Source organism: Pontibacillus litoralis JSM 072002 (assembly GCF_000775615.1).
GTDB classification, from domain to species: Bacteria; Bacillota; Bacilli; order Bacillales; family BH030062; genus Pontibacillus; species Pontibacillus litoralis.
The window spans coordinates 1-26,017 of the sequence record NZ_AVPG01000022.1 but is presented as its reverse complement, the minus strand read 5'-3'; the positions used below and the strand labels follow the sequence as shown (position 1 = coordinate 26,017).

29 protein-coding genes and 1 pseudogene are annotated in these 26,017 nt (G+C 37.3%); 1 reads left to right on the top strand and 29 read right to left on the bottom strand.

Annotation, left to right across the window (positions count from 1 at the left end; translation table 11 throughout):
• Positions 1-87: 87 nt before the first annotated feature.
• The 13 genes from N784_RS12530 to metG all read right to left on the bottom strand — a co-directional run bounded on the left by N784_RS12530 (position 88) and on the right by metG (position 12,556).
• The gene (locus tag N784_RS12530) at positions 88-1,044 is read right to left on the bottom strand and encodes a ribose-phosphate diphosphokinase (protein WP_036835450.1); all 957 of its coding nucleotides are present in this window, start codon (positions 1,042-1,044) and stop codon (positions 88-90) included.
• 14 nt (positions 1,045-1,058) lie between these two features.
• The gene (gene glmU / locus N784_RS12525) at positions 1,059-2,438 is read right to left on the bottom strand and encodes a bifunctional UDP-N-acetylglucosamine diphosphorylase/glucosamine-1-phosphate N-acetyltransferase GlmU (protein WP_036835449.1); all 1,380 of its coding nucleotides are present in this window, start codon (positions 2,436-2,438) and stop codon (positions 1,059-1,061) included.
• Between the two features lie 211 nt (positions 2,439-2,649).
• Positions 2,650-2,940 (bottom strand): septation regulator SpoVG, encoded by a 291-nt coding sequence (gene spoVG, locus N784_RS12520; protein WP_036835447.1) that lies wholly within the window; start codon positions 2,938-2,940, stop codon positions 2,650-2,652.
• A gap of 176 nt (positions 2,941-3,116) precedes the next feature.
• Positions 3,117-3,929: a pur operon repressor gene (gene purR, locus N784_RS12515; RefSeq protein WP_036835445.1), complete on the bottom strand. Its 813-nt coding sequence runs from the start codon at positions 3,927-3,929 to the stop codon at positions 3,117-3,119.
• Between the two features lie 54 nt (positions 3,930-3,983).
• On the bottom strand, positions 3,984-4,853 hold the full coding sequence (gene ispE, locus N784_RS12510) for a 4-(cytidine 5'-diphospho)-2-C-methyl-D-erythritol kinase (protein WP_036835443.1): 870 nt from the start codon (positions 4,851-4,853) through the stop codon (positions 3,984-3,986).
• A gap of 69 nt (positions 4,854-4,922) precedes the next feature.
• On the bottom strand, positions 4,923-5,105 hold the full coding sequence (locus N784_RS12505) for a small, acid-soluble spore protein, alpha/beta type (RefSeq protein ID WP_036835441.1): 183 nt from the start codon (positions 5,103-5,105) through the stop codon (positions 4,923-4,925).
• 116 nt (positions 5,106-5,221) lie between these two features.
• Positions 5,222-5,482, bottom strand: coding sequence for a biofilm formation stimulator Veg (veg, locus tag N784_RS12500; protein WP_036835439.1), 261 nt, complete (start codon positions 5,480-5,482; stop codon positions 5,222-5,224).
• Between the two features lie 244 nt (positions 5,483-5,726).
• A complete protein-coding gene (yabG, locus tag N784_RS12495) occupies positions 5,727-6,599 on the bottom strand; it encodes a sporulation peptidase YabG (RefSeq protein ID WP_036835437.1) in 873 nt (290 codons plus the stop codon).
• A 68-nt stretch (positions 6,600-6,667) separates the two neighbouring features.
• Entirely contained in the window at positions 6,668-7,546 is an 879-nt protein-coding gene (gene rsmA, locus N784_RS12490; RefSeq protein ID WP_036835435.1) for a 16S rRNA (adenine(1518)-N(6)/adenine(1519)-N(6))-dimethyltransferase RsmA, read from the bottom strand.
• Entirely contained in the window at positions 7,543-8,100 is a 558-nt protein-coding gene (gene rnmV, locus N784_RS12485; protein ID WP_232306020.1) for a ribonuclease M5, read from the bottom strand. Before rnmV ends, rsmA begins: the two co-directional genes overlap by 4 nt.
• A 102-nt stretch (positions 8,101-8,202) precedes the next feature.
• Positions 8,203-9,438 (bottom strand): G5 and 3D domain-containing protein, encoded by a 1,236-nt coding sequence (locus N784_RS17120; protein WP_036835430.1) that lies wholly within the window; start codon positions 9,436-9,438, stop codon positions 8,203-8,205.
• A gap of 211 nt (positions 9,439-9,649) precedes the next feature.
• Positions 9,650-10,420, bottom strand: a complete 771-nt coding sequence (locus N784_RS12475) for a TatD family hydrolase (RefSeq protein WP_036835428.1) — start codon at positions 10,418-10,420, stop codon at positions 9,650-9,652.
• A 183-nt stretch (positions 10,421-10,603) separates the two neighbouring features.
• Positions 10,604-12,556, bottom strand: coding sequence for a methionine--tRNA ligase (gene metG, locus N784_RS12470; RefSeq protein WP_036835426.1), 1,953 nt, complete (start codon positions 12,554-12,556; stop codon positions 10,604-10,606).
• 447 nt (positions 12,557-13,003) lie between these two features.
• Between metG and N784_RS12465 the strand changes: the two genes are divergently transcribed.
• On the top strand, positions 13,004-13,282 hold the full coding sequence (locus tag N784_RS12465; RefSeq protein ID WP_036835424.1) for an AbrB/MazE/SpoVT family DNA-binding domain-containing protein: 279 nt from the start codon (positions 13,004-13,006) through the stop codon (positions 13,280-13,282).
• Positions 13,283-13,348: 66 nt separating this feature from the next.
• Here the strand turns inward: N784_RS12465 and rsmI are convergent, their stop codons facing one another.
• The 16 genes and pseudogenes from rsmI to N784_RS12380 all read right to left on the bottom strand — a co-directional run bounded on the left by rsmI (position 13,349) and on the right by N784_RS12380 (position 25,793).
• Complete coding sequence (gene rsmI / locus N784_RS12460) at positions 13,349-14,224, bottom strand: 16S rRNA (cytidine(1402)-2'-O)-methyltransferase (protein ID WP_036835421.1); 876 nt, start codon at positions 14,222-14,224, stop codon at positions 13,349-13,351.
• Positions 14,221-14,490 carry a GIY-YIG nuclease family protein gene (locus N784_RS12455; protein ID WP_036835419.1) on the bottom strand — a complete coding sequence of 90 codons (270 nt, stop codon included), beginning with the start codon at positions 14,488-14,490 and terminating at the stop codon, positions 14,221-14,223. The genes rsmI and N784_RS12455 overlap by 4 nt, the downstream gene beginning before the upstream one ends.
• The gene (locus N784_RS12450; RefSeq protein WP_036835416.1) at positions 14,483-15,220 is read right to left on the bottom strand and encodes a tRNA1(Val) (adenine(37)-N6)-methyltransferase; all 738 of its coding nucleotides are present in this window, start codon (positions 15,218-15,220) and stop codon (positions 14,483-14,485) included. Before N784_RS12450 ends, N784_RS12455 begins: the two co-directional genes overlap by 8 nt.
• Positions 15,221-15,351: 131 nt before the next feature.
• Complete coding sequence (yabA, locus tag N784_RS12445; protein ID WP_408633532.1) at positions 15,352-15,663, bottom strand: DNA replication initiation control protein YabA; 312 nt, start codon at positions 15,661-15,663, stop codon at positions 15,352-15,354.
• Between the two features lie 52 nt (positions 15,664-15,715).
• The gene (locus N784_RS12440) at positions 15,716-16,543 is read right to left on the bottom strand and encodes a PSP1 domain-containing protein (protein ID WP_036835413.1); all 828 of its coding nucleotides are present in this window, start codon (positions 16,541-16,543) and stop codon (positions 15,716-15,718) included.
• A 6-nt stretch (positions 16,544-16,549) separates the two neighbouring features.
• Positions 16,550-17,536 carry a DNA polymerase III subunit delta' gene (gene holB / locus N784_RS12435; protein ID WP_036835412.1) on the bottom strand — a complete coding sequence of 329 codons (987 nt, stop codon included), beginning with the start codon at positions 17,534-17,536 and terminating at the stop codon, positions 16,550-16,552.
• A 15-nt stretch (positions 17,537-17,551) separates the two neighbouring features.
• Positions 17,552-17,992, bottom strand: coding sequence for a YaaR family protein (locus N784_RS12430; RefSeq protein ID WP_036835410.1), 441 nt, complete (start codon positions 17,990-17,992; stop codon positions 17,552-17,554).
• A 25-nt stretch (positions 17,993-18,017) separates the two neighbouring features.
• Positions 18,018-18,347, bottom strand: a complete 330-nt coding sequence (locus N784_RS12425; RefSeq protein ID WP_036835408.1) for a cyclic-di-AMP receptor — start codon at positions 18,345-18,347, stop codon at positions 18,018-18,020.
• An 80-nt stretch (positions 18,348-18,427) separates the two neighbouring features.
• A pseudogene (gene tmk / locus N784_RS16375) lies at positions 18,428-18,807 on the bottom strand (dTMP kinase); the annotation flags it as partial.
• 1,128 nt (positions 18,808-19,935) lie between these two features.
• Positions 19,936-21,351 (bottom strand): hypothetical protein, encoded by a 1,416-nt coding sequence (locus N784_RS12410; RefSeq protein ID WP_036835405.1) that lies wholly within the window; start codon positions 21,349-21,351, stop codon positions 19,936-19,938.
• A complete protein-coding gene (locus N784_RS12405) occupies positions 21,344-22,048 on the bottom strand; it encodes an ABC transporter ATP-binding protein (RefSeq protein ID WP_036835403.1) in 705 nt (234 codons plus the stop codon). The genes N784_RS12410 and N784_RS12405 overlap by 8 nt, the downstream gene beginning before the upstream one ends.
• A gap of 69 nt (positions 22,049-22,117) precedes the next feature.
• Positions 22,118-22,366, bottom strand: a complete 249-nt coding sequence (locus tag N784_RS12400; protein ID WP_036835402.1) for a hypothetical protein — start codon at positions 22,364-22,366, stop codon at positions 22,118-22,120.
• Between the two features lie 377 nt (positions 22,367-22,743).
• Positions 22,744-23,361 (bottom strand): dTMP kinase, encoded by a 618-nt coding sequence (gene tmk / locus N784_RS12395; protein ID WP_036835400.1) that lies wholly within the window; start codon positions 23,359-23,361, stop codon positions 22,744-22,746.
• Between the two features lie 157 nt (positions 23,362-23,518).
• Entirely contained in the window at positions 23,519-23,719 is a 201-nt protein-coding gene (locus N784_RS12390) for a hypothetical protein (protein ID WP_036835398.1), read from the bottom strand.
• 120 nt (positions 23,720-23,839) lie between these two features.
• Positions 23,840-25,297 carry an aminotransferase class I/II-fold pyridoxal phosphate-dependent enzyme gene (locus N784_RS12385; protein ID WP_036835396.1) on the bottom strand — a complete coding sequence of 486 codons (1,458 nt, stop codon included), beginning with the start codon at positions 25,295-25,297 and terminating at the stop codon, positions 23,840-23,842.
• A gap of 304 nt (positions 25,298-25,601) precedes the next feature.
• Entirely contained in the window at positions 25,602-25,793 is a 192-nt protein-coding gene (locus N784_RS12380; protein WP_052127304.1) for a sigma factor G inhibitor Gin, read from the bottom strand.
• Between the last annotated feature and the right edge of the window lie 224 nt (positions 25,794-26,017).

Here is a 26,017-nt window from a genome sequence, read left to right as displayed (position 1 = left end):
TCAACCTCCAGAGAATTATAAAACTTCTACATAACACATAGTTCCCGAAGTTAACAAAAGCTAAACTTGAAATTAACAAACTTTACATTAATCAAATAATACACTGATTGACTTATGCTCATGAACGCGAGTAATTGCTTCACTAATTAATTGACCGACGGATAATACCGTAACCTTATCAATGATTTTCTCTTCTTTTAACGGAATCGTGTTCGTCACTACTAATTCTTTAATATTTGAATTCTCGATACGTTCAATAGCTGGTCCAGACAATACTGGGTGTGTACAGCAAGCATAGACTTCTTTTGCTCCACTTTCAACCAATGCATTTGCCGCTAGCGTAATCGTACCTGCTGTATCAATGATATCATCAATTAAAATCGCTGTTTTTCCTTCAATGTTACCAACAATGTTCATTACTTCTGCCACATTTGGACGTGGACGACGCTTATCAATAATTGCAATTGGTGCTTTTAAGCGATCCGCCATTTTGCGAGCTCTCGTAACGCCACCGTGGTCAGGTGATACGATAACAACATCTTCAAAATTCTTCTCTTCAAAGTAATCAGATAGAAGTGGCACTCCTACTAAGTGGTCAATTGGCACATCGAAAAAGCCTTGAATTTGTGAAGCATGAAGGTCAAGCATCACTACACGTGTTGCTCCAGCTGTTTCTAATAAGTTAGCAACAAGTTTAGCTGTAATTGGTTCACGAGAGCGAGCTTTACGATCTTGTCTAGCATAACCATAATAAGGCATAACAATATTAATAGAGCTTGCAGAAGCACGCTTCAATGCATCAATCATAATAAGAAGCTCCATAATGTGCTGGTTCACTGGTTCACATGTAGATTGAACAACATACACATCACATCCACGGACACTTTCCTCAATATTAATTTGAATTTCGCCGTCACTAAAGCTAGTTACGGTACATTTTCCTAATTCCGTTCCAATACTCTCCGCAATTTCCTGTGCTAAGCTTGGGTTTGAATTAAGTGTAAATACTTTTAACGCTGGATCTTTATATTGATTGTTAGCCATGAGCTAAACCTCCATTAATCTTTTTTGCTATGCTTCATTTTCTCCACATAGCCTTCTTTATTTATTTGACGAGCACGAGCTATAGTAAGAGAACTGCTCGGAACATCCTCTGTAATTGTAGAACCGGCTGCTACATATGCAGCATCGCCAATGGAAACAGGGGCAACTAAATTAGAATTACAACCAATAAAGGCTCCATCTCCAATCGATGTTAAATATTTGTTTACCCCGTCATAATTAACGGTAATAGTACCACAACCAATATTCACATCCGTTCCTACTTCCGCATCCCCAATATAACTTAAATGAGATGCCTTACTACCTTTACCAAAAACGGACTTCTTAATTTCTACGAAGTTACCTACTTTTACATGATCACCTAACGCAGAGGCAGGTCGTATATGAGCAAATGGACCAATTTTTACATGAGTACCGATTTGACTATCATGAGCAACACTTTGTTTTACAACTGTTTGTGCACCAATGGAACAATTATATATTTCGGTATGCGGTCCAATTTCTGCACCGCTTGCAATACTTGTTTCTCCTTTAATGACACAACCAGGTTGAATCACAGTATCTTGTTCAATCGTTACATCTAATCCAATATACGTATGATCTGGGTCAATAAGATGAACACCATTTCGCATATGCTTTTCATTGATGCGACGTTGCATAATACGTTCAGCATTTGCAAGAGCAACACGGTCATTAACACCTAATGTTTCAGCATAATCCATTGTTTGGTAGGCTGTAATTTTCTCTTGCTGCTTCTTCAGTATTTCTAACACGTCTGGAAGGTAGTACTCCCCTTGAGCATTATCATTCGAAACATGCTTTAACGCTTCAAACAACGCTTCATTATCAAAGCAATACGTTCCTGAATTAATTTCTTGAATGGCTTGCTCTTGTGGAGTAGCATCTTTTTGCTCAACGATTCTTTCAACATCGCCTGATTCGCTTCTTACAATACGCCCATATCCAGTTGGATTATCTGCATGTGTTGTCAAAACAGTTACTTTCGCTGCTTCTTTTTCATGAAAAGAAATAAGTGTATTTAACGTTTCAGCTGTTAATAATGGCGTATCACCGCAAACAACCAAAGTAGTGCCTTTTTTATTTGCAAGGATAGACTCAGCTTGTTGTACAGCATGACCAGTTCCTAACTGTTCACCTTGTACAACAAATTGACTACTGCCATTTAGCTGCTTTTGAACTTGTTCGGCTCCATGTCCCACTACTGTAATAATATCTTGCAGTTTTAATGCTTGTAATTGATCTACTACATGTTGCACCATTGGTTTATCGCACACAGGATGAAGAACCTTATATAAAGACGACTTCATACGGGTCCCTTTCCCAGCTGCCAACACAACTGCATAGCGATTACTCATGAAAAAATACCTCCATCCTTTATATCCATTACGAATATATCTCAAAACCTTGTCTATTTCAATATAGAAAAGAAAGCTTAACAAAAGATTGCGAATTGATAACGTACAAAACCCCATTATAACGCTAATTCTCTAAAAACAAACGAAAATGATTATAAATAACAAAAAAAGAAGCCTAACCTTTTATGGATTAGACTTCTCATTCATCCTATTATGATGCTCCAGCTTCCTCATATTCCACTTCAACATTTCGAGCTGTATTATACTCCTCTAATACTGCCTTTTGAATTTTGCTTCGTGTATTCGAATTGATTGGATGCGCAATATCACGGAATTCCCCATCTGGAGTACGTTTGCTCGGCATAGCTACAAACAGACCATTGTTCCCATCAATCACTCGAATATCATGCACGACAAATTCGCCATCCAGTGTAATAGAAGCAATTGCTCTCATTCTGCCTTCCGTACTTACGCGTCGTAATCTAACGTCAGTCACTTCCATATGTGTCACCACCTTTTTGTCATAAGAGCTTGTTTACCAATATTCAACAAGAATATGAAAATTCCTTCTATTTAAGAAAAATTTTTTATGTATAACAAAAAATGAGTGCGCTTACATTACATTTTTTTAAAAAAAGAGGGTTGCGTCATACAACACCTCTACCACTTTAAGCGGAATTAAAAGAATATATTTCCGCGATGCACTTCAATTTTATTATTTTTAATATCGACATTGTTAATTTGCAACAACGACACATAATCATCAACTACTCGATCTTCTTCCTCATCTTCCGCCTCAGCGAGCACACCAATACAGGCGACATTCGCTTCAAATTCATTAAGCAAACTGCGCATACCATTAATAGTTCCGCCGGCCTTCATAAAATCGTCAATAATACAAACATTCGCACCTTGCTTAAGGCTTCGTTTCGGTAGTACCATCGTTTGTATCTTGCGAGAAGATCCAGAAACGTAGTTAATGCTAACAGTCGACCCTTCTGTCACTTTCGGATCACGTCTCACTATAACAACAGGGACATTTAGGAACGCGGCGACTGCATATGCTAAAGGTATCCCCTTCGTAGCAACTGTAACGACTACATCAATATCATACTCAGCAAAATGAGTAGCAAATAACCTACCAATATTGCGCACTGTTTGTGGGTCACCTAATAGATCACTCATAAACAAATATCCACCTGGTAACAATCGTTCTGAATCTTGTAATTGATAAGCCAGTTCATCAATAAACGCTTCGCTTTTCTCTATGGAATTGTATGGAATATATTTCACTCCACCAGCTGCTCCAGGTACTGTTTGCAAACGACCTATTCCTTCTTTCTGAAATCTTTCACTGATTATTGCTAAATCTTCGCTAATAGAAGACTTTGCCGACTGATAAGATTCCGTAAAATAAGGAAGCGAAACTAATTGATGAGGATGTTCTATTAAATAATGCGTCATTGCAATTAAGCGTTCACTTCTCTTCATTCCAACACCTCAAAACCGAATATAATGTTCTTAATATAACAGGAATATACGGTTTTAATCAAGTGGTGTACGTGAACCTAACATACGAACGATATACACCTCATCACAATAACCTCTTAACCCGTTATATATACGTTGTGCTCTTGTTTCTTGTTGCGTTAAACCAAATACCGTTGGCCCACTACCACTCATTAATACAGCATCTGCTCCAAATTCTTTCATATGCTCCTTAATCTGCTCTACTTCTGGATGTAGCTTTGTCGTTACTGGTTCTAGCACATTTCCTATCGACGCACACATTTGCTCATAATCACCATTATGCAACGCTGCTGTCATGACTGATACGTCGGGGTGATTAATTTCTTCTATGTTTAAACTTTGATATATCGTCTTTGTAGACACTCCAATAGCTGGTTTTGCTAGCACGACCCAACAAGCTGGTGGAGAGGGTAAGGCTTGAATCTTCTCCCCTCTCCCTGTTGCCAAAGCTGTTCCACTATATACACAGAAGGAAACGTCCGAGCCGATTGCTGCACCCATAGCAGCTAACTCATCTAAGGGGATATTTAACTCCCACATTTTATTTAACCCACGTAAAACCGCTGCAGCGTCACTACTACCTCCAGCAAGACCTGCTGCGACTGGAATTTGTTTCTCAATAAAAATTTCAACACCTTCACGAATGTGGTACTTATTCTTCATAAGTTGTGCTGCTTGATAAGCTAAGTTTCGCTCATCACAAGGGACAAAATGACTCTCGGAAGCAATTATGATTTCATCTTCTCTCAACGGAGTAAGCTCAATTCGATCAGCCAAATCCACTGTCGTCATTACCATTTCTACTTCATGATAGCCATCTGCTCTTTTATACAATGTATCCAACACTAAATTAATTTTAGCTGGTGCTTTTTCTGAAAATCGCAACACATCACCCCACATTAGCATAAAGTATAACTAGATTGTATCATAATTTAACGATAAAAACAGACCCCATTATCGGGATCTGTCTGCTTGTAATTGCTGTTGTGCTTTTTGAACCGCAAGCTTGGTCATATTACCCGCATCTCTTGCGGTAATACCGCCCCAACCTTCTCGCATTACGGTGTCGTATATTCCTAATTCCTTAGCTATCTCTTCTTTGAATGGACTGGACATCACGCCTCGACGTTTACTCAAGGGAAAAAACAGCTCCTTTCCAAATGGATAGGTTACGACATCTATAGTTTGTGCAACACATACATTCTTAGTCCAATTATATTTAAAAAAGCAATATAAAAAGCAGTAAACTCGGTTTACTGCTCCCCTAAAGCTAATCCGTTATCTCCAAAACTTAATTCTACCGTTTCTGTTAGGACATCTGCATAGCTGTAAGAAACACGTTCAAAAGAATTTTGTTCTTGGTCCAACTCTACAATAAATACAGCTGGATAGGTTTCTGCAAGAATTCCGCTTCTTTCGATGGTTTTTCTTCTACCACCGTTCGCCTTCAGTGTTAAACGATTGCCTATTTGACCATCTAAAGCTTGTTTAATTTCACCTAACGTTTTTCCCACTACACTCCACCTCACTACAATTACTATAACACAAAACAATCATTAAAGTCAAATAAAACTTAATATTATAGCAGTATGTTGAATTCAATGTCAATGCTTTCTGCGTAATTTCTAACACTATTGGTTATTGTTCCATTTTTCGACATAAATATGCGTCTGTATTTACATTCTTATTTATTTTTCATAAAGCATCGAATCGCTCTATAGAAAAGAACACCTCTCGCTTCAAAAAAGGTGCTCTCCATTATTCTATTTCGTTGTCATCGTCTTTATGATAAGGCATACCTGTTCTCATTAATCCTCGTGTTTCTACGCCTCCAAGCCCTTTCTCTCCTGTTAACGTATTCCGTAGTACATCCCAAACACTTACTTTCTCCATAAAGGAGGTATAGCTTATTTTGGCAACGATGTAGACAGGATCTAACGCATGTATGTTCACTCGTGTTGGCGAGCTAGCAAAGTTACTACCCGCTCCAATTAACGATTCGAAATGGGATTGACAAGCACCAGCGAAAATAACTAGCTGATCTAAATGCGGTACTTTTTTTCTAGCCTCACGAACAGCTTCTGCGAAATAGCGAGAATGGCGGTAGGCTCGTAAATCATGTTTAGCTCCTTTGTTCATGGAATACGCATCATGCCCTGTAATGACTACAATATCCGGGTTTACTTTATCAATTAACTCTCCGATTTGATGTGGCATCTCTTTTTCACTAACATAAGCACCATGGACTTGTAATCCTAATTGCTGATATAAATCAATGCACTTCTTTAAGTAAAGTCGATCACCGTCTAAATGTAACACTCTAGACGGGAGCTGAAAATAGGACGTCTCATTGGCATAACCTGAGGAGAACTCATATTCTCGTTTTTTCCGCATTAATTGATAATCTTGCCTGAACAATCGAAATGAGTACTCTTCTTTCTCTTTCAATTTCTTCTTACGTCGCTTTAGATCTTCCCCTTGTACTTTCGTTAAATCCGTAATAGGTGCATCTGCTTCAAGTCGAATTTCTTCCCCATATAAAATAGCTCGCTGAGCATAAACAGCTTGCACGCGAAATAGAACGTCATGCTGATAGGATTTGCGTGTTACTAAGTCACCTTTACCAAACATAAAAAAATCCTCCTCCCCTACACGTATAGCCTGTTACGTTAGACTATGTGTAAGAAAGGAGAATGTGTCTATCCCAAAGCGTTAAAGACGTTCGCTAACCGCGCAAACTCTTCCATCGTTAACGATTCACCACGGCGCTGCATTTCAATGTCTGCTTGCTCTAAAGCTGCACGTACGGCGTCTTTATCAAGGCGATCCTTAAAGTGTCTAGAAAGATTGTTCATAATCGTTTTTCTACGTTGGACAAAACTTGCTCGAACGATTTCGAAGTAAAACGTTTCGTTATCTACCTGAACTGCAGGCTGCTGTCGCATGGCTAGATGCAACACAGCAGACCCCACGTTAGGTTGTGGCATAAAAACAGTCTTAGGAACGTCCATTACTACTTTCGCTTCCGTATAGTATTGAACGGCAATGGACAACGAACCGTAGCTTTTCGTATTTGGTTCAGCTGCCATGCGATCTGCTACTTCTTTCTGTATCATTACCGTGATGCTATCAATTGGTAAATGGGCCATTAATAAATTCATAAGAATAGGTGTCGTAATATAATAAGGCAAATTGGCTACGACATGAACAGGCTGGCCTTGATCAAAATACTCTTCCATAATTCTAGGAACATCCGCTTTCAATATGTCTTGATTCACCACACGAATATTATCATACGGTTGTAACGTCTGATCGAGAATAGGTAACAAGCGTTGATCAATTTCAAACGCCAGCACCTTATCCGCCTTTTTCGCTAATTGTTCTGTTAACGCTCCAATACCTGGTCCGATTTCAATTACACCAGCTTGGTTATCTACACCAGCGTTATAAACAATGTTCTCTAACGTATTCACGTCAATAATAAAGTTTTGCCCCAAGCTTTTTTTGAAATAAAACCCATACTTCTCCAAAATTTCTCGTGTTCGTTTCGGCGTTGCTATTGCTTTATCTTGATTCATTCGTTTTCCTCCTGCACAATGTCCTCCATTACGGCGATGAATTCTTGCCTTGTTATTTGAAACATCGTCAACCGCTTATATAACTGCTTGCCATTCGTATAACCGATTTTCAGTTGTTCTCCTAATCGCTCTCTTCGCTCTCTTGCATTCTTTCCACCTACTAAGCCGAAGATGACCAAATCCTCCTGCGTAATGTCACTTTCATACGTTTCGGACATGCTATACACGTTAACTAATGCTTCTTTAATTGCGCTTATTGATGCATGCTCTACTCCAACACTTTTATTATGCTTAGCAATTGCCTCTTTCTTAGGTAAAAAAGCGTGTTTACATCCTGGTACCGCTTGAGAAATAATATGTCTAATTCGCTCCCCTGGGTAGTCTGGATCGGTGAAAATAATCACGCCTCTTTTCTCCTGAGCGTGTTTTACTTGCATAATTGTGCTGTCATTTACCGCCGAACCATTCGTTTCAATTGTATCAGCATTTACTGCTCTTTTTATATTAAACGTATCATCTTTACCTTCTACAACGATCACTTCTTTAATGTCCAAAAAAACGTTCCTCCCGTGCATTGTTCTTATTTAGTTATACCACGTTATGAATTGAAAATAAAATGCACATCGACACAAAAAAAGCAGAGGAATTCCCCCTGCTTATTTGCTAATGATTTTCACCTTTACATTTTTACGTCCAAAAGATTTCGCTTTACTTTTAGATGAGAAGTGTAAATCAATTTTATTTCCGGAAATAGCTCCCCCAGTATCACCTGCTATCGCATAACCATAGCCTTCTACCCAAACTTTTGAACCAAGTGGAATAACACTTGGGTCTACTGCTATCACTTTCGCATTCGGGTTTGCTTTTAAATCAATACCAGTTGTTGTTACACCACTACAACCTGCACAGTCTGCTGTATAAGCAGTGGCTGACATATATAACGATTGTCCTTGATTGCCTTGATTAGATGACTCTTTTTTCGGTTTCGTAGCATTCGTGTTCGTATTAGCATTTGTATTCGTATTCGTATTAGTTCTATTACTTCTTGATACTTGTTGTTGTATTTCTTTCGTACCGACTGCTACAATCTTATCTTGGCTTTCTTTCATCATTTCTTCTTTTACCAGTTCACGATCGACTTCCTTCCCATTCTCCATCGTGACTGTATAGTGTTTATTCACAACACCTTCTTCTCCATCTTGCACAAGTTTCTCTTTACCTTTGTCAACGGAATCATCTTTACGCTTTACTACTGCATAATCAATAGGTTCTTCTACAATATCCGTTACTTTTTCAACTCGAATAATCGTAACGCGGGACTTATCCTTTGATAATTTTGCGGATTCTTTTTGCTTTAATTTATCATGCTTACTTAGTTCAATTTCTTGTTCTGTTAGGAACTCATCTACTGTATTGACAGTTGTCCAAACTTTTTCTTTCTTTCCACCGTCATTTAATGAAACCCGGAAAGCTTTTTTTACGTCTATATTCATGCCGTCTTCAATTGTTGCGTCTTGATCAATGGACAGTTGATCACGTTTAGTAACATCAATGTTCTCATCATTGAAAAATTGTTGTACGGTATCTTGAACGGTATAGTATTTTGTTGATTGGTTATCCATCGTAAGCGTGATGACTTTAGCTGGTTGATAATCAATCTCCATTCCTGATTCTATTTCATCTTCTTTGGAATGGGAAAGTTGGTCATGAGATTGTACATCAATGTCTAAACTTGTTAACAAATCACCTACTGTATTCGCATGTGTGCGCACGGTTTGCTTTTTCCCTTCTGTGCTCACTGTTACCTCTGCTTTGGTAACTTCATACGTAACGCTAACAAGCAAGGCAATTAACACAACAGAACTTGCAATTGCTACCAAAATTTTCTTCATGTTCTGCCTCCTTTATCCATGCAGTAGATTATAAGCATAGCATAATACACCTGTCAACCATTGCGTTGGAATCAAAAATTAAAAAAGGACCCAGTCACTAATCTGGCTCCTTACACTATAATTGTTTTTCACACGCAAATAAATGCAAAGTTTTTTACAAAAAAACACAAATTTCTACAAAATATTAGGTGGAAATTGTTATAGATATATATTATTTTTGAATATTAAACAGATTCAATGCGTTTTCTGTCGTTTTTCTTCCCACTTCTTCGGCAGAAATACCTTTAATTTCGGCAATCTTTTCAGCTACTAATTGTACATAAGCTGGTTCATTTCGTTTCCCACGATTAGGATGAGGAGCAAGGAATGGACAGTCGGTTTCAATTAGTAAGCGATCCAACTCAATTGCTTCTGCTACCTCTTTTGGCTTCTTAGCATTCTTAAATGTAACAGGTCCACCTAATGAAATATAAAAATTCATGTCGATGCATTGATGAGCATATTCAACAACATCGTTATAACAATGCATAATTCCGCCAACTTCTCCCGCATTTTCTTCTTTTAATATCGACACAATATCTTCCGTTGCTTCACGATTATGAATAATAATAGGCATTTTTACTTTTTTGGCGAGTTGAATCTGCTTTCGAAATACTTCCTTCTGCACTTCAACTGGGGATTTATCCCAATGATAATCTAGCCCCATTTCTCCGATAGCAACGACTTTTGGATGTTGGGACAATTGCTCTAGCCACTCCAAGTCACCTGCTTCCATATCAATTGCATCAACCGGGTGCCAACCAACGGCTGCATATATATGATCATACGATTCAGCTATTTCGATTGCTAACGGAATGGTTTCCCGGTCAAAACCGACCACAACCATGTATTGAACACCTGCTGCCGTTGCTCGCTGAATCACTTCCTCCCGATCTTCTTCAAATTGCTTAGCATTCAAATGAACATGCGTATCAAACAACATATATAAATTCTCCTTTTTTCGACTTTGTCTTCATTGTACCACGTCTATTAGCATCACCTTACATGATAACCTATAGCATTATAGTAATATAATTCAACAACCATGCACCATTAAATTCCACACTACACAAAGAAAAAAAGACCCCAGCTACTAAGTCTGAGATCTCATTTCTATTGTAAAACATTATTTTATAACGGAACCATTTGCTTGCGTTTCATCAATCGCGACAAGCGTTAACTTGCCTTGTTCATCTTCAGCAGACAGCACCATTCCTTCTGATAATTGCCCACGTAGCTTAACAGGCTTTAAATTCGTTACACACGCCACTTTCCTACCTACTAACTCTTCAGGCTTGTAATGCTCTGCAATTCCAGATATGACTTGGCGACGTTCTTTACCTAAGTCTAGCTGTAAGCGTAGCAACTTATCTGCTTTCGGATGTTTATCCGCTTCGACAACCTCAGCAACGCGAATATTCACTTTCATAAAGTCATCAAATGTAATTTCTTCTACCTCGACTTCTTCTGTTTCTGATTCAGGCTGTGGTGAAGAGCCTTTCATCATATCTTTAATAATTTGCGCTTCCTCTTCTGCATCTAAACGCGGAAAGATAGGACTACCTTTTTGCACTTTCGTGTTAGCTGGAATGATATCCATTTCGTCTAAGCTATCCCAAGCTAAATAGCGCTCCTCCTGTAACCCGAGCTGCGTCATAATCATTTGTGGTGTACGTGTCATAAATGGCTGAATCAGTACAGCAATATGACGTAAAGAAGCCGCTAAATGAGCCATGACATTTCCAAGTCGCTGCTTTTGAGCTTCATCTTTAGCAAGAACCCATGGTGTCGTTTCATCAATATATTTATTCGTACGACTAATTAAGCTCCAAATTGCAGATAGCGCAACAGAGAATTCCATCTTTTCCATTGCTTCCTCTACTTTAACACGTGTTTCATTTGCGAAATGTTCAAGCTCCGTATCAACTGGCTGTTCTCCAGCTTTATATGCAGGGATGTGACCATCAAAATACTTATCGATCATCGCAACCGTACGATTTAACAAGTTTCCTAAATCATTGGCTAAATCGTAGTTCGTTCTTTCTACAAATCCTTCAGGAGTAAATACACCGTCTGAACCAAATGGTACTTCTCGTAATAAATAATAACGAAGAGCATCTAATCCATAACGCTCGATTAAATCATACGGATCGACAACATTTCCTTTCGATTTGGACATTTTTCCATCCTTCATCAAAATCCAACCGTGTGCAAATACTTTCTTCGGTAATGGTAAATCAAGTGCCATTAACATAATTGGCCAGTAAATGGTATGGAAGCGGACAATTTCCTTACTCATTAAATGGACGTCAGCAGGCCAATATTTCTGGAAACGGCCATCTTCATCTGTACCATAACCAAGTGCTGTAATATAGTTGCTTAATGCATCAATCCATACGTAAATGACGTGTTTAGGATCCCCAGGAACCTTTACTCCCCAATCAAATGTTGTACGGGACACAGCTAAGTCCTCTAAGCCTGGTTTAATAAAGTTGTTGATCATTTCATTTTTACGACTCTCAGGCTGAATAAATTGTGGATTCTCTTCGTAAAATGCCAGCAAACGATCGACATACTTACTCATCTTAAAGAAGTAGGACTCTTCTTTTACCTTATCTACTTTCGCTCCACAATCTGGACATGCGCCATGCTCTAATTGACGCTCAGTAAAGAACGATTCACAAGATGTACAATACCAACCCTCATATTCATCAAGGTAGATATCCCCTTTTTCTACTAAATGAGCGAAGATTTGTTCCACTACTTTTTTGTGACGATCTTCTGTCGTACGGATGAAATCATCTATTGTAATATCCATCTTCTTCCACAATTGTTCAATGCCGCCTACAATTTCATCAACATATTGTTGTGGCGTTACACCTTTTTCATCTGCTTTCCGCTGAATTTTCTGTCCGTGTTCGTCTGTACCAGTGAGATACATTACGTCGTAGCCTCTTAACCGCTTGTAACGAGCCATCGCATCTCCTGCCACTGTCGTATATGCATGTCCGATATGTAAGTTGCCACTTGGATAATAAATTGGCGTTGTAATATAAAATGTTTTCTTTTCATTCGCCATGTATGTCCCTCCTCATTATAAATAGACGTTAGTCGTATAAGAAAACTCCCATCCAACGGACAAGAGTATCATGTTATTTAAGCTTTTTTTGAAACGAAAGAGCCTTACTCTATTTTACCGATTTATTCGCATTATTTCCATCTATTCAGCAAAACAATACAAAAACGTTGGGTTATTTTTCGAATCATCAGAAAGGTAATATTGCTGAAAATGTATCCAAAGAAAGGACTTTCAAAAAATGTAAAGAAATGCGATTATATTCCTTTTATTTTGGGTATATTAATACTATAATGAAATATAACAGAAACTTTAAATTAATTGGGGGTTTTGGGAAAAAAAAGAATTGACATGCTATGGAATGGTTGGTACTATATGTTGTATAGAAATGTCGAATCATGACGAAAGTTTCTACAATCTATAAATTTTGAGTGAGAGGAGATTTTAATTATGAAATCTACAGGAATTGTACGTAAAGTTGATGAACTAGGTCGGGTGGTTATCCCTATCGAACTTCGTCGTACGCTAGGTATTAACGAAAAGGATGCTTTGGAAATTTACGTGGATGATGAGCAAATCGTTCTTAAAAAGTATATGCCTAACATGACTTGCCAAGTTACTGGTGAAGTATCTGATCAAAATATGAAACTAGCAAACGGCAAATTAATTCTTAGCGAAGAAGGCGCAAAAGAGTTAATTAGAGAAATTGAAAGCAACTTAAGTAAGTAAGCTTCGATCTAGAGAATAAAAGAGACGACTACCCCCGCTATTTTCTTTATAGCGGGGGTTTTATTTTTATTGAATATGATAAGCTTGATACACACTTCTCTTTGGCATTTGACGTTCTTGTGCTACCTGCTTAATTGCATCCTTGGAAGAATACTGCTGCTCCATATAGGCTTCTACATGCTCCCTCACCGTTAACGCTGACCACCAGCAATGCTCAGGCTCTTCTTCTCTTTCATCAGAACCTTCCATCACAATGCAAAATTCGCCTCGTATGTCCTGCTGTTGTAACCATTCCATTATTTCAGAAGTAGTGCCACGCACGTATTCTTCATACTTTTTCGTGAGCTCACGAGCTAACGTGATTTGGCGTTCTCCAATAACCTCGTGTATATGTTTGATCACTTCTTTTATACGGTGAGGCGATTCATAAAATAGGATAGTTGCTGTCATTTTTTTTAGCTGCTGTAACGTTTCCTTTCTCTCTTTCTTCTTTCGTGGTAAGAAACCATAAAAGTAGAAACGACTCGTATCGATTCCAGATCCCACTAAAGCGCATAGAGCAGCATTAGCTCCTGGCAACACAATTACATGTATTCCTTGTTCAATCGACGCTTTCACCATTTCATAACCTGGATCAGACACACCTGGCATCCCTGCGTCACTCACCATAGCAATATGCTCCCCATTTTGTAGTTTCTGTAATAGTTGTTCTTCACGATTCATTTTATTGTGCTCATGATAACTAACTAATGGAACGTGAATATCAAAATGAGATAACAGCTTCTTCGTTTGTCTCGTATCCTCTGCAGCGATTACATCTGCTTCTTTCAACGTGCGCAATGCTCTATACGTAATATCCTCTAAATTTCCGATGGGAGTCGGGACAATATACAATGTACCTTGATCACGCTCTATGTTTTCATAGCTCTTCTGATTGTTCATTCGGTTTCATGCCTTTCTATATAAGATGTAATGAGCTTTTGCTTTTTCGACCTTGATAGTTGTTTAATCCGATATTCCTCTCTCATAGCGGCTTCTTTCGTCTCGAAACTAGCACAATACAGAACAGAAAAAGGCCCTCTTCCCTTCGTATATTTGGCCCCTTTCCCTTCTTCATGCATTTTTAATCGGCGTTGTAAATTACTTGTATAACCAGTGTAAAACGTGTGATCCTTACATTGTAAAATATACACCATATGCTCACCCATATAACAGCTTCCTCATCGTTTCGGTATATTCATTCTGCTCATCATATATATAAATAGGTGGAACAATTTTCACATCAGATTTCCCGTCACGAACTCCTTCAATCAATAACATGTTCGCTTCTTTCCCTTCACGAGGATATACGAACTGGATACGTTTCGGCTCAAGCTTATATTTCCTAAATAGCTCTATTAAGTCGATCAACCTGCCTGGGCGATGCACTAACGATACTTTACCTCCTGAACGCACGAGTCTACTGCAAGCCCATACAACCTCCTCTAACGTACAATGAATCTCATGACGAGCAATGGCTAGATGCTCATTCTCATTGATAAGTTCTTGGCTAGGTGTAGGAAAATAGGGAGGATTACACGTTACAGCATCAAACGGTCCATTTCCTAACTGTTTTGGCATGTCCTTCAAATCGCCATGGATCATGTGTATCTGGTGTTCTAGTTGATTTAATGCAACATTCCGCACCGCCATATCGTACAATCGATGCTGCAATTCAACACCTGTAATACGCGATTCACTCCGGCGTGATAGCAAAAGGGGAATGACACCATTTCCTGTGCATAAATCTAATATGTTCCCCTTTTTATATGGAATATACGCAAATCTCGCTAACAATACAGCATCTAAAGAAAAAGAAAAAACACTCGGACTTTGGATAATGCGCATATCTTCTTCCGCTAATAAATAATTTACTCGTTCATCATCATGCACCAACACTTATAAAGTCACTCCTCTTCGTTGATAAAGGAAAATCCTAGCATAGATGTACCATGCTAGGATTCCTCGTTCATATGTTCAAACTGTAGATCTCTGATTGCTCACAAGCCACAACGGTAATTCATTAAGATTCACTTCTTTTTATTAAGAAATGATAAACAGAACAAACAATCCTCATCTCTTGGACTACCAAAGTGAAGGTTACATATGTGAAAGCCTTCTTCATATAAACGGGCTAAATTATCGTATCCTTCCCCAACTAATAATGATTTTTCTACTGACTCATTGGATTGCTGTTGCTGGCTATCTGCTTCCTCTTTATCAAGTCGTTGGCGTAAATGATGATTTTCAACAGATAAGTGTTGATTCTCTTCTAGCAACTCCACTAGTTGATTCTTTAAATCACCTAACTGTTGATACAGATGACCGATTTGTTCTTCCATATGCGTTACTTGTTCAAATATTTCTTTTTTGTTCACGCTTTAATCCACCCCATCATTCTGTGGCTTGCGTTGGTACGGCACCTTCTTGTATGAGTTCATCTAGCGTATATTCTAACATACGTTCTTTCTCAGGTAGCTCTATTTGTACAATTCTCTCTAAAATATTTAATCCGACCACACGCCCTGCCCCTTGTGGTGTATGAATCTTCTCTCCAATATCCGGAAGTTCTTGCTTCGCTGTCTCATAATCATCGTTTTCATACTTCAGACAGCACATTAAACGACCACACAATCCGGAAATTTTGGCCGGGTTTAAGGAAAGACTCTGATCCTTAGCCATTTTAATCGATACAGGTTCAAAATCACCTAAAAATGTCGAACAGCATAACATGCGTCCACACGGTCCTATACCACCAAGCATTTTCGCCTCATCACGGACACCGATTTGTCTTAATTCTATTCGCGTTTTAAAAACAGCAGCTAAATCCTTTACTAACTGACGAAAGTCTACTCGACCATCTGCTGTAAAATAAAAAATTACTTTATTACGGTCAAATGTATATTCTACATCGACTAAATTCATTTCAAGCTTGTGCTCTTTAATTTTGTGAGAACAAACCGTATATGCTTCTTCTGCATTCTTCTTATTCTCAGCAACCGATAATTTATCTTTATCATCCGCTATCCGAATGACTTTCTTCAATGGTAAGACGATATCTTCCTCATCGACTTGTTTGTGCGCTAACACGACTTTACCAAATTCAATTCCTCTAACCGTTTCCACAATGACATAATCATCTTGCGTAATGGGGAATGTATCTGGGTCAAAGTAATAAATTTTTCCTGCTTTTTTAAAGCGTACACCAACAACTTCAACCAATCCATATCACCTCTGTATTTGAAGCGTGAGCTGTTCCATCACTAGAGTTGGATGAACATTTGCTACTAGCTTTCGCTTTGCCTCCAGTATATAGGTTAAAGCACTTGTTGCTTGTTGCTTCGACCAATGATACGTACTCTTTTGAATACGTTCTTTTTCATTTATAAACACAATAGCTGCATCATTCTCGACATGCTCATAAACGATATCTTTAAACCAAATCATTAATAGATTTAGCCCTTGCTGTAATGCATCACGATCTTTGAAATGGTCCATCCATTGATTATTTATAAAAAGCAGTGCTTCACTTGGCTTATTTTGAAGCACTTCTATTAATTGTATCACTAGTTTTCGCGCATTAGCAAACCACTCATCTTGGCTTAATGTAATCGCCTCTTCTAAGTTATTTGTTAACGCACTCATTAAACGTGCCGTCGTCTCTGTCATATTTTCTTCTATTAAACGTTGCCTCATATTTTCTGGGTTCAACGGTTGAAACGCCAATATTTGACATCTAGAACGTATCGTATCTAGCAAGGACTGACCGTTTTCCGTTAACAACATGGCGACGGTTTCCTTGCTCGGTTCTTCTAGAAATTTCAACAAACGATTGGCTGCATTTGTTGTCATTTTTTCTGCATTTTCAATAATATATACTTTCTGATTGGATTCTAATCCTGTATACGTAAACTCTTTTTGCAAATGAAGAATTTGCTCTTTCTTTATCGACTGTCCTTCAGGTTGAATGAGATGAACATCTGGATGATTCCCTGATTCAATTCGAATGCAGTTCTTACACTCCTGACAAGGCTCGACCCCATTACGGTTCGTACATAAGAAGCTTTTTGCAAAAAGAAGACTCACAGATAATTTTCCTGTACCTTTTGAACCCTGAAATAAATACGCATGGGCCACACGATCCTTTTGAATACTATTTGTAAGCATTTTACTCACTTTCGGTTGTAGACGCCCCATCTTTGCCCAAGTTATCATGTTCATGTCACTACCTTACGTGTAAAGGTTGATTAATAGGCCTTTAATTTCTCCTATAATCCCTAATATATCAATGGATTTCTTCTCTTGCTCCATCACAGCATTCGTTAACTCCATTAGTTGTTCATCAACAGACTCTACAATCGTTAACTTCCGACTATGGCCTTCCATATCCCAACTATGGGACTGTTTCAAATCCATTCCGAACTGTACAGATTCTTCTAGAAACGACTTAACTAAACGTTTATACCGCGCCAAATCTTTAAAAGAACGAAAACGGGCTACTTTCTCTCCTTGCTTCGTTATATCGGTTAGTAAGCGCTGCATTTCATCCTGTTGCATTTTATTAGCTTGTGCATGAACGAGAGCATCAAACCCTTTCGCTGATTGATGCTTCTGATGTATATTACTCTTATGTGTCTCTATTTGAGTCCGTATATCTTGACTAATTTTCATGCAATAATCTCCTTATAGCAGTTCATTAGAATTGAAAGAATGATTCCACTGGTAAAACGAAAACCGTAGCCCCACCTACTTCGACTTTTACTGGTTTAGGAATGTAAGAATCTGCATTCCCTCCCATAGGTGAAATCGGTGCTATCATTTGCTCTCGTTGACTACAATTATCCCGAATAACATTCAATGCTTCATCTATTCGCTCGTCTTCTACACCGATCATCAAGGTCGTATTACCTTCTTTTAGAAATCCACCTGTTGAAGAAAGCTTTGTTGCTTTAAAATTCTCATTCGACAATGCGTTTGTTAATCGATTACTATCCTTATCTTGAATAACTGCAATAACCAGCTTCATTACGTTTACCCCCTTCATATATTAGGGAACCTATTAGTGATATTATAACAGGAAAAATGCCTTAAAAACGAATACACCCATTAGTACCTCACATAAGAAATAACTTGTGCATATACCGAATCTACTACATGTTCAAAGGGCTTACTTGCATCGATCGTTTTCATTCGATCGTTAAATGTTGTGAGTAGCATTTGATACGCTTCATAAACCGTTTGATGAAAAGCCATATTTTCTAATTTTTCTCCCGTTCATGCTTAGGAGTAATATCAAAAAACAACGTAACATCAGGCATACAAGACTCTACAGCAAACTTATTTATTTGAAACACTTCATCCATTCCTAATCCCCTTGCATATCCTTGATAAGCAAGACTGCTGTCAATAAACCGATCACACAACACTATTTTCCCCTGTTCAAGCGCTGGCATCACCTTTTCCACTAAATGCTGTCTCCTAGCAGCATATTATGATAAGTTGATATTATGTCCAGCATCACTTAAAGCTTGGTAATACTGATTTTTAACACTTATTATATATAATTTTAAATATGGACACGATCCTCTATCTTCTATTCATTATATAATACTTATCACCTTTTATAAACCTATAAACATCTCGCTCAAAATTGAATAAACCATGGACACCATAATACAGTATTTCCTAAGCCACTTTCCCATGGGTTCCGTATTCTTTGTTATTTCACATTTAATGGACAGTGTTATCAATCCTTAGTATGGTTTTTGTGAAAAAGTCATCCATGAATTCCATTACCAGAGTATCCGTTAATTTAATCACGGTATAATAAGTAAATTTGTATCAAACTTATAAATAAGGCTGCGGTTTTGTATCTTTGTAATAAAGTTAAATAGGGATACAAAACAACCCCAGTTCTCACGTTAAAAAACGTTTAGAAAAGATACTAGTTAAAGCGGGCTAATTTTTTTATGGAAAGCTGTGTATTTTAGTTAAGCTTCAACATTACTGATTACAGCCACTAAAATGTACCCATTTTGACGTGTTCTTTCCCTGTCTGCCAACAAGTTTACTACCAATGCCAGCTTTTTTGCCAGTCTTTATACCGCCAATTACACTTTTACCGTAGAAAGACAGAGTTACAGTATTATAAACTACCTTCCTTTGGTACCTATATCTATGTTTTAACTTATGTAAGGAGACGCCGTGAGACATGGGAGGGTCCACCGCCATGTAAAAGTGGAGATCCAAGGTGCAATCATTAAATGCATATCCATTTAACGGAAATACGCCATTAAGGTTTATTTAGCTTACCCATTTTTCCAAATTCCAGCACCTATAGGGGTGGAAAAGGCCAGAATTCGCTATGGACTTTAATTGTCCAATAGAAAAACAGAGATAAACGAAGGAATTCTAAGAAAAGGTTAATTTATTGAGGGAGGTTATACAATAAAATCGTCCGAGAGTGTGTAACTAAAGATAAAAATTCAACTTTGAGATCCTAAAAGGGAGTCTTGTTGTAACCAACTTATCTATTTGATAAATTGATAGAGAATAAATAAGACTGGGGGAATTTCCACCCAGCCTCGCCTTACTCCAATGTCCTTCATAAAATCTTATTCTCTAACCCGAACAATAAAATGACGCATTAAAACAATGCTTACTATCATAACCACATTTAGAACTGGATAATAAATTGATATAAAATTCAGGCCCATATAGGACATGATTAACATAAACTGTTTTAATTTTAAGAAATTATTCTTACTTTCCAGCAATAAAAACGAATTTTGCAGTAGCAATATGAAAAAGAAAACGGAATAAACTCCATGACCAATCACTGCGAAGATAGATTGATAAATTCCATTACCACTAATAAAAATAAGAACAATAAATTGAAGTATTAATAAAAGACCAACTAACCAAGAAACGGATTTCAAAAAAGATTTAATGTAGTCTCGTTTTGACCATGGTAATACCCGAAATTTGTGTGTAGTTAGTTGCTCTTGAAATATATTTTTTAATAAATAAAACATTAGCAGGGTACTTAAAAAATAGGACAGACTGTAAACATGAAACCGAATACTCAACAAAATAAAAATAGCTATCGTATTTATTAATATGTTAAGGGTGATTGACTTATTATTTAATAGGTATCCTTCCCAATTAGCAGATAAAACACTGGTTAGCTGATAATTTACTCTCTTTTTAGAACCGTTTTTCTTAGTAATATATAATTTACTTGGGAAGTTAAAGCCAACCCCCGTGATAAGCTTAACAATAAGTCGATTCCATGTTTTTTCCTCTCCGTATGAAATTGTCTCTCCCCACTTAACTGAGTATAATAACTCTTCCCTAAACCATTTAATAGTGACCGTAAACATGAGACCCATTCCAATGATATAATAATAAGCTAGATAATGACTCTGAAATAAAATAAATCCAACTCCGATTATAATCAAAAGCACAAAATAACCCATAATGAAGCATAACTTTTGACGACCCTGCTTCTGAAAGGCCATCCACTGAAATAAACCTGTGAATAGATCTACAATTGCAAACGTCAAAATTAGCAAGACGCACGTTAAAATGGAGAAAAAATCAAATAACAAAGTGGACAGCGAAAAAAGTATTACCATGACAATCAATCGTTTTATTTGCTCTCTTTGTATATTACGGCGAAAGATGAGTTCCATGTTTACTGGCAAAGTGATTAGCAAGTAATCAGAATTTGTTAATTTATATCTAGGGCTTATAAATGAGGCAAGTCCAGCTGCTAAAAGCAGCAAATAAGCAAATTCGCTACTTAATAACAAGGGAGCATGATGAAAAAAAGTATATATTGTTTCCGTTCTATGTTCAAGGATATATGACCTCAGAAAAATCATACCTATTGAAACGAATGGGATTAGGTAAATCAATGTTACTTTATCAAAAAGAATAAAAAATGACCTTTTATATAATTCGATGATTCGTTTAAATCGATTTTGATAAACTAGTGAAAAAATGGCTTGATCGATGTCTTTACTCATCGTGAATTCTTCCCTTGATGGACTTTAAATGTGTGATTTCCCCTTCTTGCACTACCTCCCCCATTTTTAGCATAACATATTTGTTTGAAAATTCCTTTAACCTTTCCAACTGATGTGAAGTAATTAGAACTGATACACCTTTTTTTCTACGTTTTACAAGCTCTTGTTCAAGGAAGTTTGCAGCATTTACATCCAATCCAATAAATGGCTCATCAATAATAATTAAGGGTGTATCAACAATAAAATTGCTAATGATGTTTACTTTCTGCCGCATGCCCTTAGACAAATTTTGTGGGTATTCTTCCAATTTCCCCTGCAATTCGAGAGCCTCTACATAATAGGATACACGTTCTTCAAATATGGTTTCAGGTATACGATAACTCGTACCATAGAGTTGGAAATGTTGCTTCACTGTAAGCTCTGTAAATAATAACGGTTCTTCCGGTATATATGTATACTGTCTCTTGTATTGTTCAAAATCAAGATCCATATCCCAGCCATTAATCTTGATTTGACCGCTCTTTTTTTGTTGGATACCCAAAATTGTTTTCATTGTGATAGACTTTCCCGCCCCGTTATGTCCTACCAGCGAGCAAATTTCACCTTCCTTTAGGTGTAAATTAATTCCATTTATAATGGTCTGATCATTTATTTCTACGTACAATGAGTCAACTTCTAAAACACCATCTCCATTCATGTAATCTCCTTTCTTCTAGTTCTATTAACGTTTATCAGAATTTTCCTTCAATAAAATACCGCTTTAATATTAAAGAGATTTAATTCCCTCCGGGTTATACTTATTAATGAATTGTTCTTTCCACCCCTGATCTAAATTCTCTTCAAACCATCTAGCCACACTGTAGCACATAGAGAACTTTTCAACTCCGGTAATACCCAATTGAACCATTGTTAGGTATACGTAATTCAACAATAATCTTTTCACTTTATAATCTGTATCGTCTTTAATTTCTTCATATGGTCGTAACTGATTTAATAATTTATGGAATTCACTCATTTTGTCAATACCTTCTCCTCCTTCGCCCAGACTCCAATCATAATTATTAATAATATTAATGAATTGTTCAGATTCAGGAACTATAAGTTGCCATTTTGAAAAAAGAAAGGATGACTTTTTAGCTAGATCGACATATATCTTCTTCCATTTATTAAAACAAGCAAAGAGTAATGAGCGAATTACTATTTCAGCTCATTACTCACTGGTACGTCTTGACCATCACATTAAATCTTAATTCCATCTAATAGAGTTATATCCCTGAATTCCTACTAACTGTGACGCTAATAGCAATCGCGTGTACCTGTACAGTTTATATTGTAATTAACCCCTTTTTAGAATGAGGATATTTATAAGGTATTAAGGCAATAGGATATTAATTAGAAATGGCTCTCAAAATATTTCACTATTTCTAAATGAATCTGCTGTGGGTTTTGGTCGCCCTTCACAATTAACAATTTCCCATCATATGTTTTGAAAATTTTGTTGTACCTTTCTTTAACTGATAACAACTTTTCTTTATTTTCATATACATCTTGAACAGTCCTCTTTTGTAACCTATCTATAGAGGTTTCAACCGGGTTATCTATATAAATCACCAGATCGGGATTAGGGAATCTCTTGTTCAGGTCATAAACGAATTCGTAACCTTCCTCATCAGACTGATATGCGAGGGATGAGAGAGAATAGCGCGTACAAACCACATGTTTCCCTTCGCCTAATAACTTATAAACCCCATCAACGTGATTGTACAAGTGATCGTGTCTATCCGCCGCAAATAGATATGCCATTTGTTGGTCAAATCGTTTTTCATCCTTAGAAAATATAACTCTTTCTTTTAAACCCTCTCGAAGTAAATGTCCAATGGGTCCATTTGTGGGTTCAGCTGTCAATACGGCACTTTGGCCACGTTCAGTAAGGTAATCTCTTAATAACTTTGATTGGGTAGATGTACCCGAACCATCTATTCCTTCAAATACTATAAATAACTTTTTCATTTTAATATCCTCCGACAATTGTAATTCCTAGCAGCATAGTTATTCATATGACTATGCTAAACCCATCCTCTGAGAAGTGGGAAAGAACATTAAGTTTAATTTGTTTATTTTGATGGGAATTCAATTAAATTATTATTTACTTTCTTCACTTCTATGCTTAACTTATTATTTTTTTGGTTAAATCAGCTTTTTCTCTATTATGCACTTCTCTTTGTTTCAGTAATCTCTCATTTTCCTTTTTTAAGTTTTCAATTATCATTTTTTGATTCATATATTCTATATTATCTACGATTAAGTTATCAATTAGAGCTTTCTGTTTCTGGATTTCCCCCTCGAGGGCTTTTAACCGTCCACTCACGATCAACTCTTTATTACACTCTAACTCCGCAGTTCTTTCTTCTCGGTCTTTTTGTCATAATTGATCACCCTCCGACTTATTATTGAATCAAGTGTACATGACCTTAAGGAATCTGTCCAACTAAGTGTAACCTATCCAGTCTAGCTCTATATACACATGAATTCCTTGTTCAATAGAATCTTCATTTGTTTGTATATGTATTTGTTGCTGAATAAAAGTATGCAGCTTTCGAATATGTTGGTTCGTAATCCGTTCCCCTTTCATAATAAGAGGAATTCCAGGAGGATACGGAATAACGTGATGCGCGGCAATTCTTTGTTCCGCATCTTGCCATGCAATAAATTCGGTTTCTAACTCCTTTAAATCTTGATAGTTTAAAGCACACTTCTCATATAATGGAGTACTTACAGCTGCTTTATCTATTGTAGCATGTGTGACCACTTGTTGGGGTTGCGCTTTTATCTCGATTCGCTCCAAACACTTTCTCCAAGATTCCATATCAATATAAAAATCCAATCCGAGAACGAATAGAATTTGACTCTCTGTTACTAGTTCAGGATACAGCCCTTCCTCTTCAAACAAACGAGCAACATCTTGTGCATCATAGTCATTCATTTGAATCGTTACTTTAAAAGGATCATCAACACCTAATCGGTAAGGTAACACAGACCAAACCTTTGAATGAGACAAACTTTCTCTGAACAATTGAATAAATGGCAAACTTTTTTTTACACATCGAGCTCCTTCTGTTGCCATGAAATATCTTGCCAAATCCAGCGATCCCATAATAGGATAGGACGGACTACTAGATTGAAGCATTTGTAAATAATGAGCTACTCGCTTATTATTCACTCGATCTGACCCAACATGCAAATAAGATCCCATCGTCATCGCTGGTGCCATTTTATGAGCCGACTGTACTACTATATCTGCGCCTAATTGCAAAGCAGAAGGTGGCATAGGATCACCTAATGAAAAATGAACACCGTGCGCTTCATCAATTAACACGGGGATATTATAGGAATGCGCTTTCTCAATAATAGCTAATAAATCATACGTTCTACCATAATAATCTGGATACGTTAAAATAATTGCACCTGCATGCGGATGTTCCTCGATTGCCTCCAATACTCCTTCTACAGATACAGAGCCATAACGTTGAACATCCCTTTCATATATAGGGGAAACGAATACAGGCTCAGCACCGGCCAATTCTAAACCATGCATCACAGACTTGTGACAATTCCGTTGCACGATAACCGGCCGATCAAATTGGTGTGTAGCCATAATCATACTTAAATTACCTACCGTACTTCCACCAACTAAAAAATAACTATGTAATGCACCAAACCATTGTTCTGCAAGACGTTGAGCCTCTAAAATACAAGACCTTGGTTCATGTAAATCATCTAGTCCAGTAAGTTCTGTATAATCGACTATTAATATATCGTTATAGAAAGCCCGTCCTCTTTCAGGGAAAACCGTCCCATTTTTATGTCCCGGAACATGAAAGGATATAGGCTTTTTCTTATCATGTTGTAACATTGCATGATAAAGTGGGGTTTTGTGTTGATCCATCAAATACTCCTTTGTCATAAACTCATTTAATCTACCAAGAAATTATACTATATTTTAAAAGATATTCTTTGTTTTATACAAGTATCCATTGCAAAATTCAACTATCCTTATAGAAATCTGAACAACTTGGTTACATGGGGTTCTCGAGACGACACATTATTCCCGCTGAAGTCGCTACCTTACGTTCCAATCAGAAGGCATGAGCGTCCATCCTTTAATGTTCGTTCAGATATGCAGTTGAACGAAGCAATAATGAAATGAACTCATAGAAAAAAACCGAACGTATTTGGCGCTCGGCCCCCTATTAAGAATGCAACTTTGCTTTATTCATGACGCGTAATTTCTTTAAGAAGTACGCATATTTATTATCTGAGGGGTCTGTTGCAACGATTTCATTCTCACACTCTCTGCATATAAATGTATGATATACAAGAATGCCAACTTCCTTCTCTCTTTCACAAACAGCACAAACGGTATTGCTATGTTCTCCCGTCACAATTCTCCACCTCCATGTAAACTAGTATCTCCTAATCTAACGGGATTATACACACTCTTAGAAAATAGCTTTCTGCTTATGATATGTAAAAGAACCAAATGAGTGTTTACCTATTAAGTACACATAATTTTTTTAAAATGAGTCATACAAAAAAACCCTTTTGAATATATATTCAAAAGGGTTGGTACAGTTCGCCTGGCGACGTCCTACTCTTGCGGGGAAAT

Excerpts from the sequence above, each read along its gene's own strand:
- N784_RS12530 (WP_036835450.1), bottom strand. The coding sequence starts at position 1,044 with ATGGCTAACAATCAATATAAAGATCCAGCGTTAAAAGTATTTACACTT.
- glmU (WP_036835449.1), bottom strand. The coding sequence starts at position 2,438 with ATGAGTAATCGCTATGCAGTTGTGTTGGCAGCTGGGAAAGGGACCCGT.
- spoVG (WP_036835447.1), bottom strand. The coding sequence starts at position 2,940 with ATGGAAGTGACTGACGTTAGATTACGACGCGTAAGTACGGAAGGCAGA.
- purR (WP_036835445.1), bottom strand. The coding sequence starts at position 3,929 with ATGAAGAGAAGTGAACGCTTAATTGCAATGACGCATTATTTAATAGAA.
- yabG (WP_036835437.1), bottom strand. The coding sequence starts at position 6,599 with ATGTTTGGTAAAGGTGACTTAGTAACACGCAAATCCTATCAGCATGAC.
- rsmA (WP_036835435.1), bottom strand. The coding sequence starts at position 7,546 with ATGAATCAAGATAAAGCAATAGCAACGCCGAAACGAACACGAGAAATT.
- N784_RS17120 (WP_036835430.1), bottom strand. The coding sequence starts at position 9,438 with ATGAAGAAAATTTTGGTAGCAATTGCAAGTTCTGTTGTGTTAATTGCC.
- N784_RS12475 (WP_036835428.1), bottom strand. The coding sequence starts at position 10,420 with ATGTTGTTTGATACGCATGTTCATTTGAATGCTAAGCAATTTGAAGAA.
- metG (WP_036835426.1), bottom strand. The coding sequence starts at position 12,556 with ATGGCGAATGAAAAGAAAACATTTTATATTACAACGCCAATTTATTAT.
- N784_RS12465 (WP_036835424.1), top strand. The coding sequence starts at position 13,004 with ATGAAATCTACAGGAATTGTACGTAAAGTTGATGAACTAGGTCGGGTG.
- rsmI (WP_036835421.1), bottom strand. The coding sequence starts at position 14,224 with ATGAACAATCAGAAGAGCTATGAAAACATAGAGCGTGATCAAGGTACA.
- N784_RS12455 (WP_036835419.1), bottom strand. The coding sequence starts at position 14,490 with ATGGGTGAGCATATGGTGTATATTTTACAATGTAAGGATCACACGTTT.
- yabA (WP_408633532.1), bottom strand. The coding sequence starts at position 15,663 with ATGGAAGAACAAATCGGTCATCTGTATCAACAGTTAGGTGATTTAAAG.
- holB (WP_036835412.1), bottom strand. The coding sequence starts at position 17,536 with ATGATAACTTGGGCAAAGATGGGGCGTCTACAACCGAAAGTGAGTAAA.
- N784_RS12430 (WP_036835410.1), bottom strand. The coding sequence starts at position 17,992 with ATGAAAATTAGTCAAGATATACGGACTCAAATAGAGACACATAAGAGT.
- N784_RS12425 (WP_036835408.1), bottom strand. The coding sequence starts at position 18,347 with ATGAAGCTGGTTATTGCAGTTATTCAAGATAAGGATAGTAATCGATTA.
- N784_RS12410 (WP_036835405.1), bottom strand. The coding sequence starts at position 21,351 with ATGAGTAAAGACATCGATCAAGCCATTTTTTCACTAGTTTATCAAAAT.
- N784_RS12405 (WP_036835403.1), bottom strand. The coding sequence starts at position 22,048 with ATGAATGGAGATGGTGTTTTAGAAGTTGACTCATTGTACGTAGAAATA.
- N784_RS12400 (WP_036835402.1), bottom strand. The coding sequence starts at position 22,366 with ATGAGTGAATTCCATAAATTATTAAATCAGTTACGACCATATGAAGAA.
- tmk (WP_036835400.1), bottom strand. The coding sequence starts at position 23,361 with ATGAAAAAGTTATTTATAGTATTTGAAGGAATAGATGGTTCGGGTACA.
- N784_RS12385 (WP_036835396.1), bottom strand. The coding sequence starts at position 25,297 with ATGGATCAACACAAAACCCCACTTTATCATGCAATGTTACAACATGAT.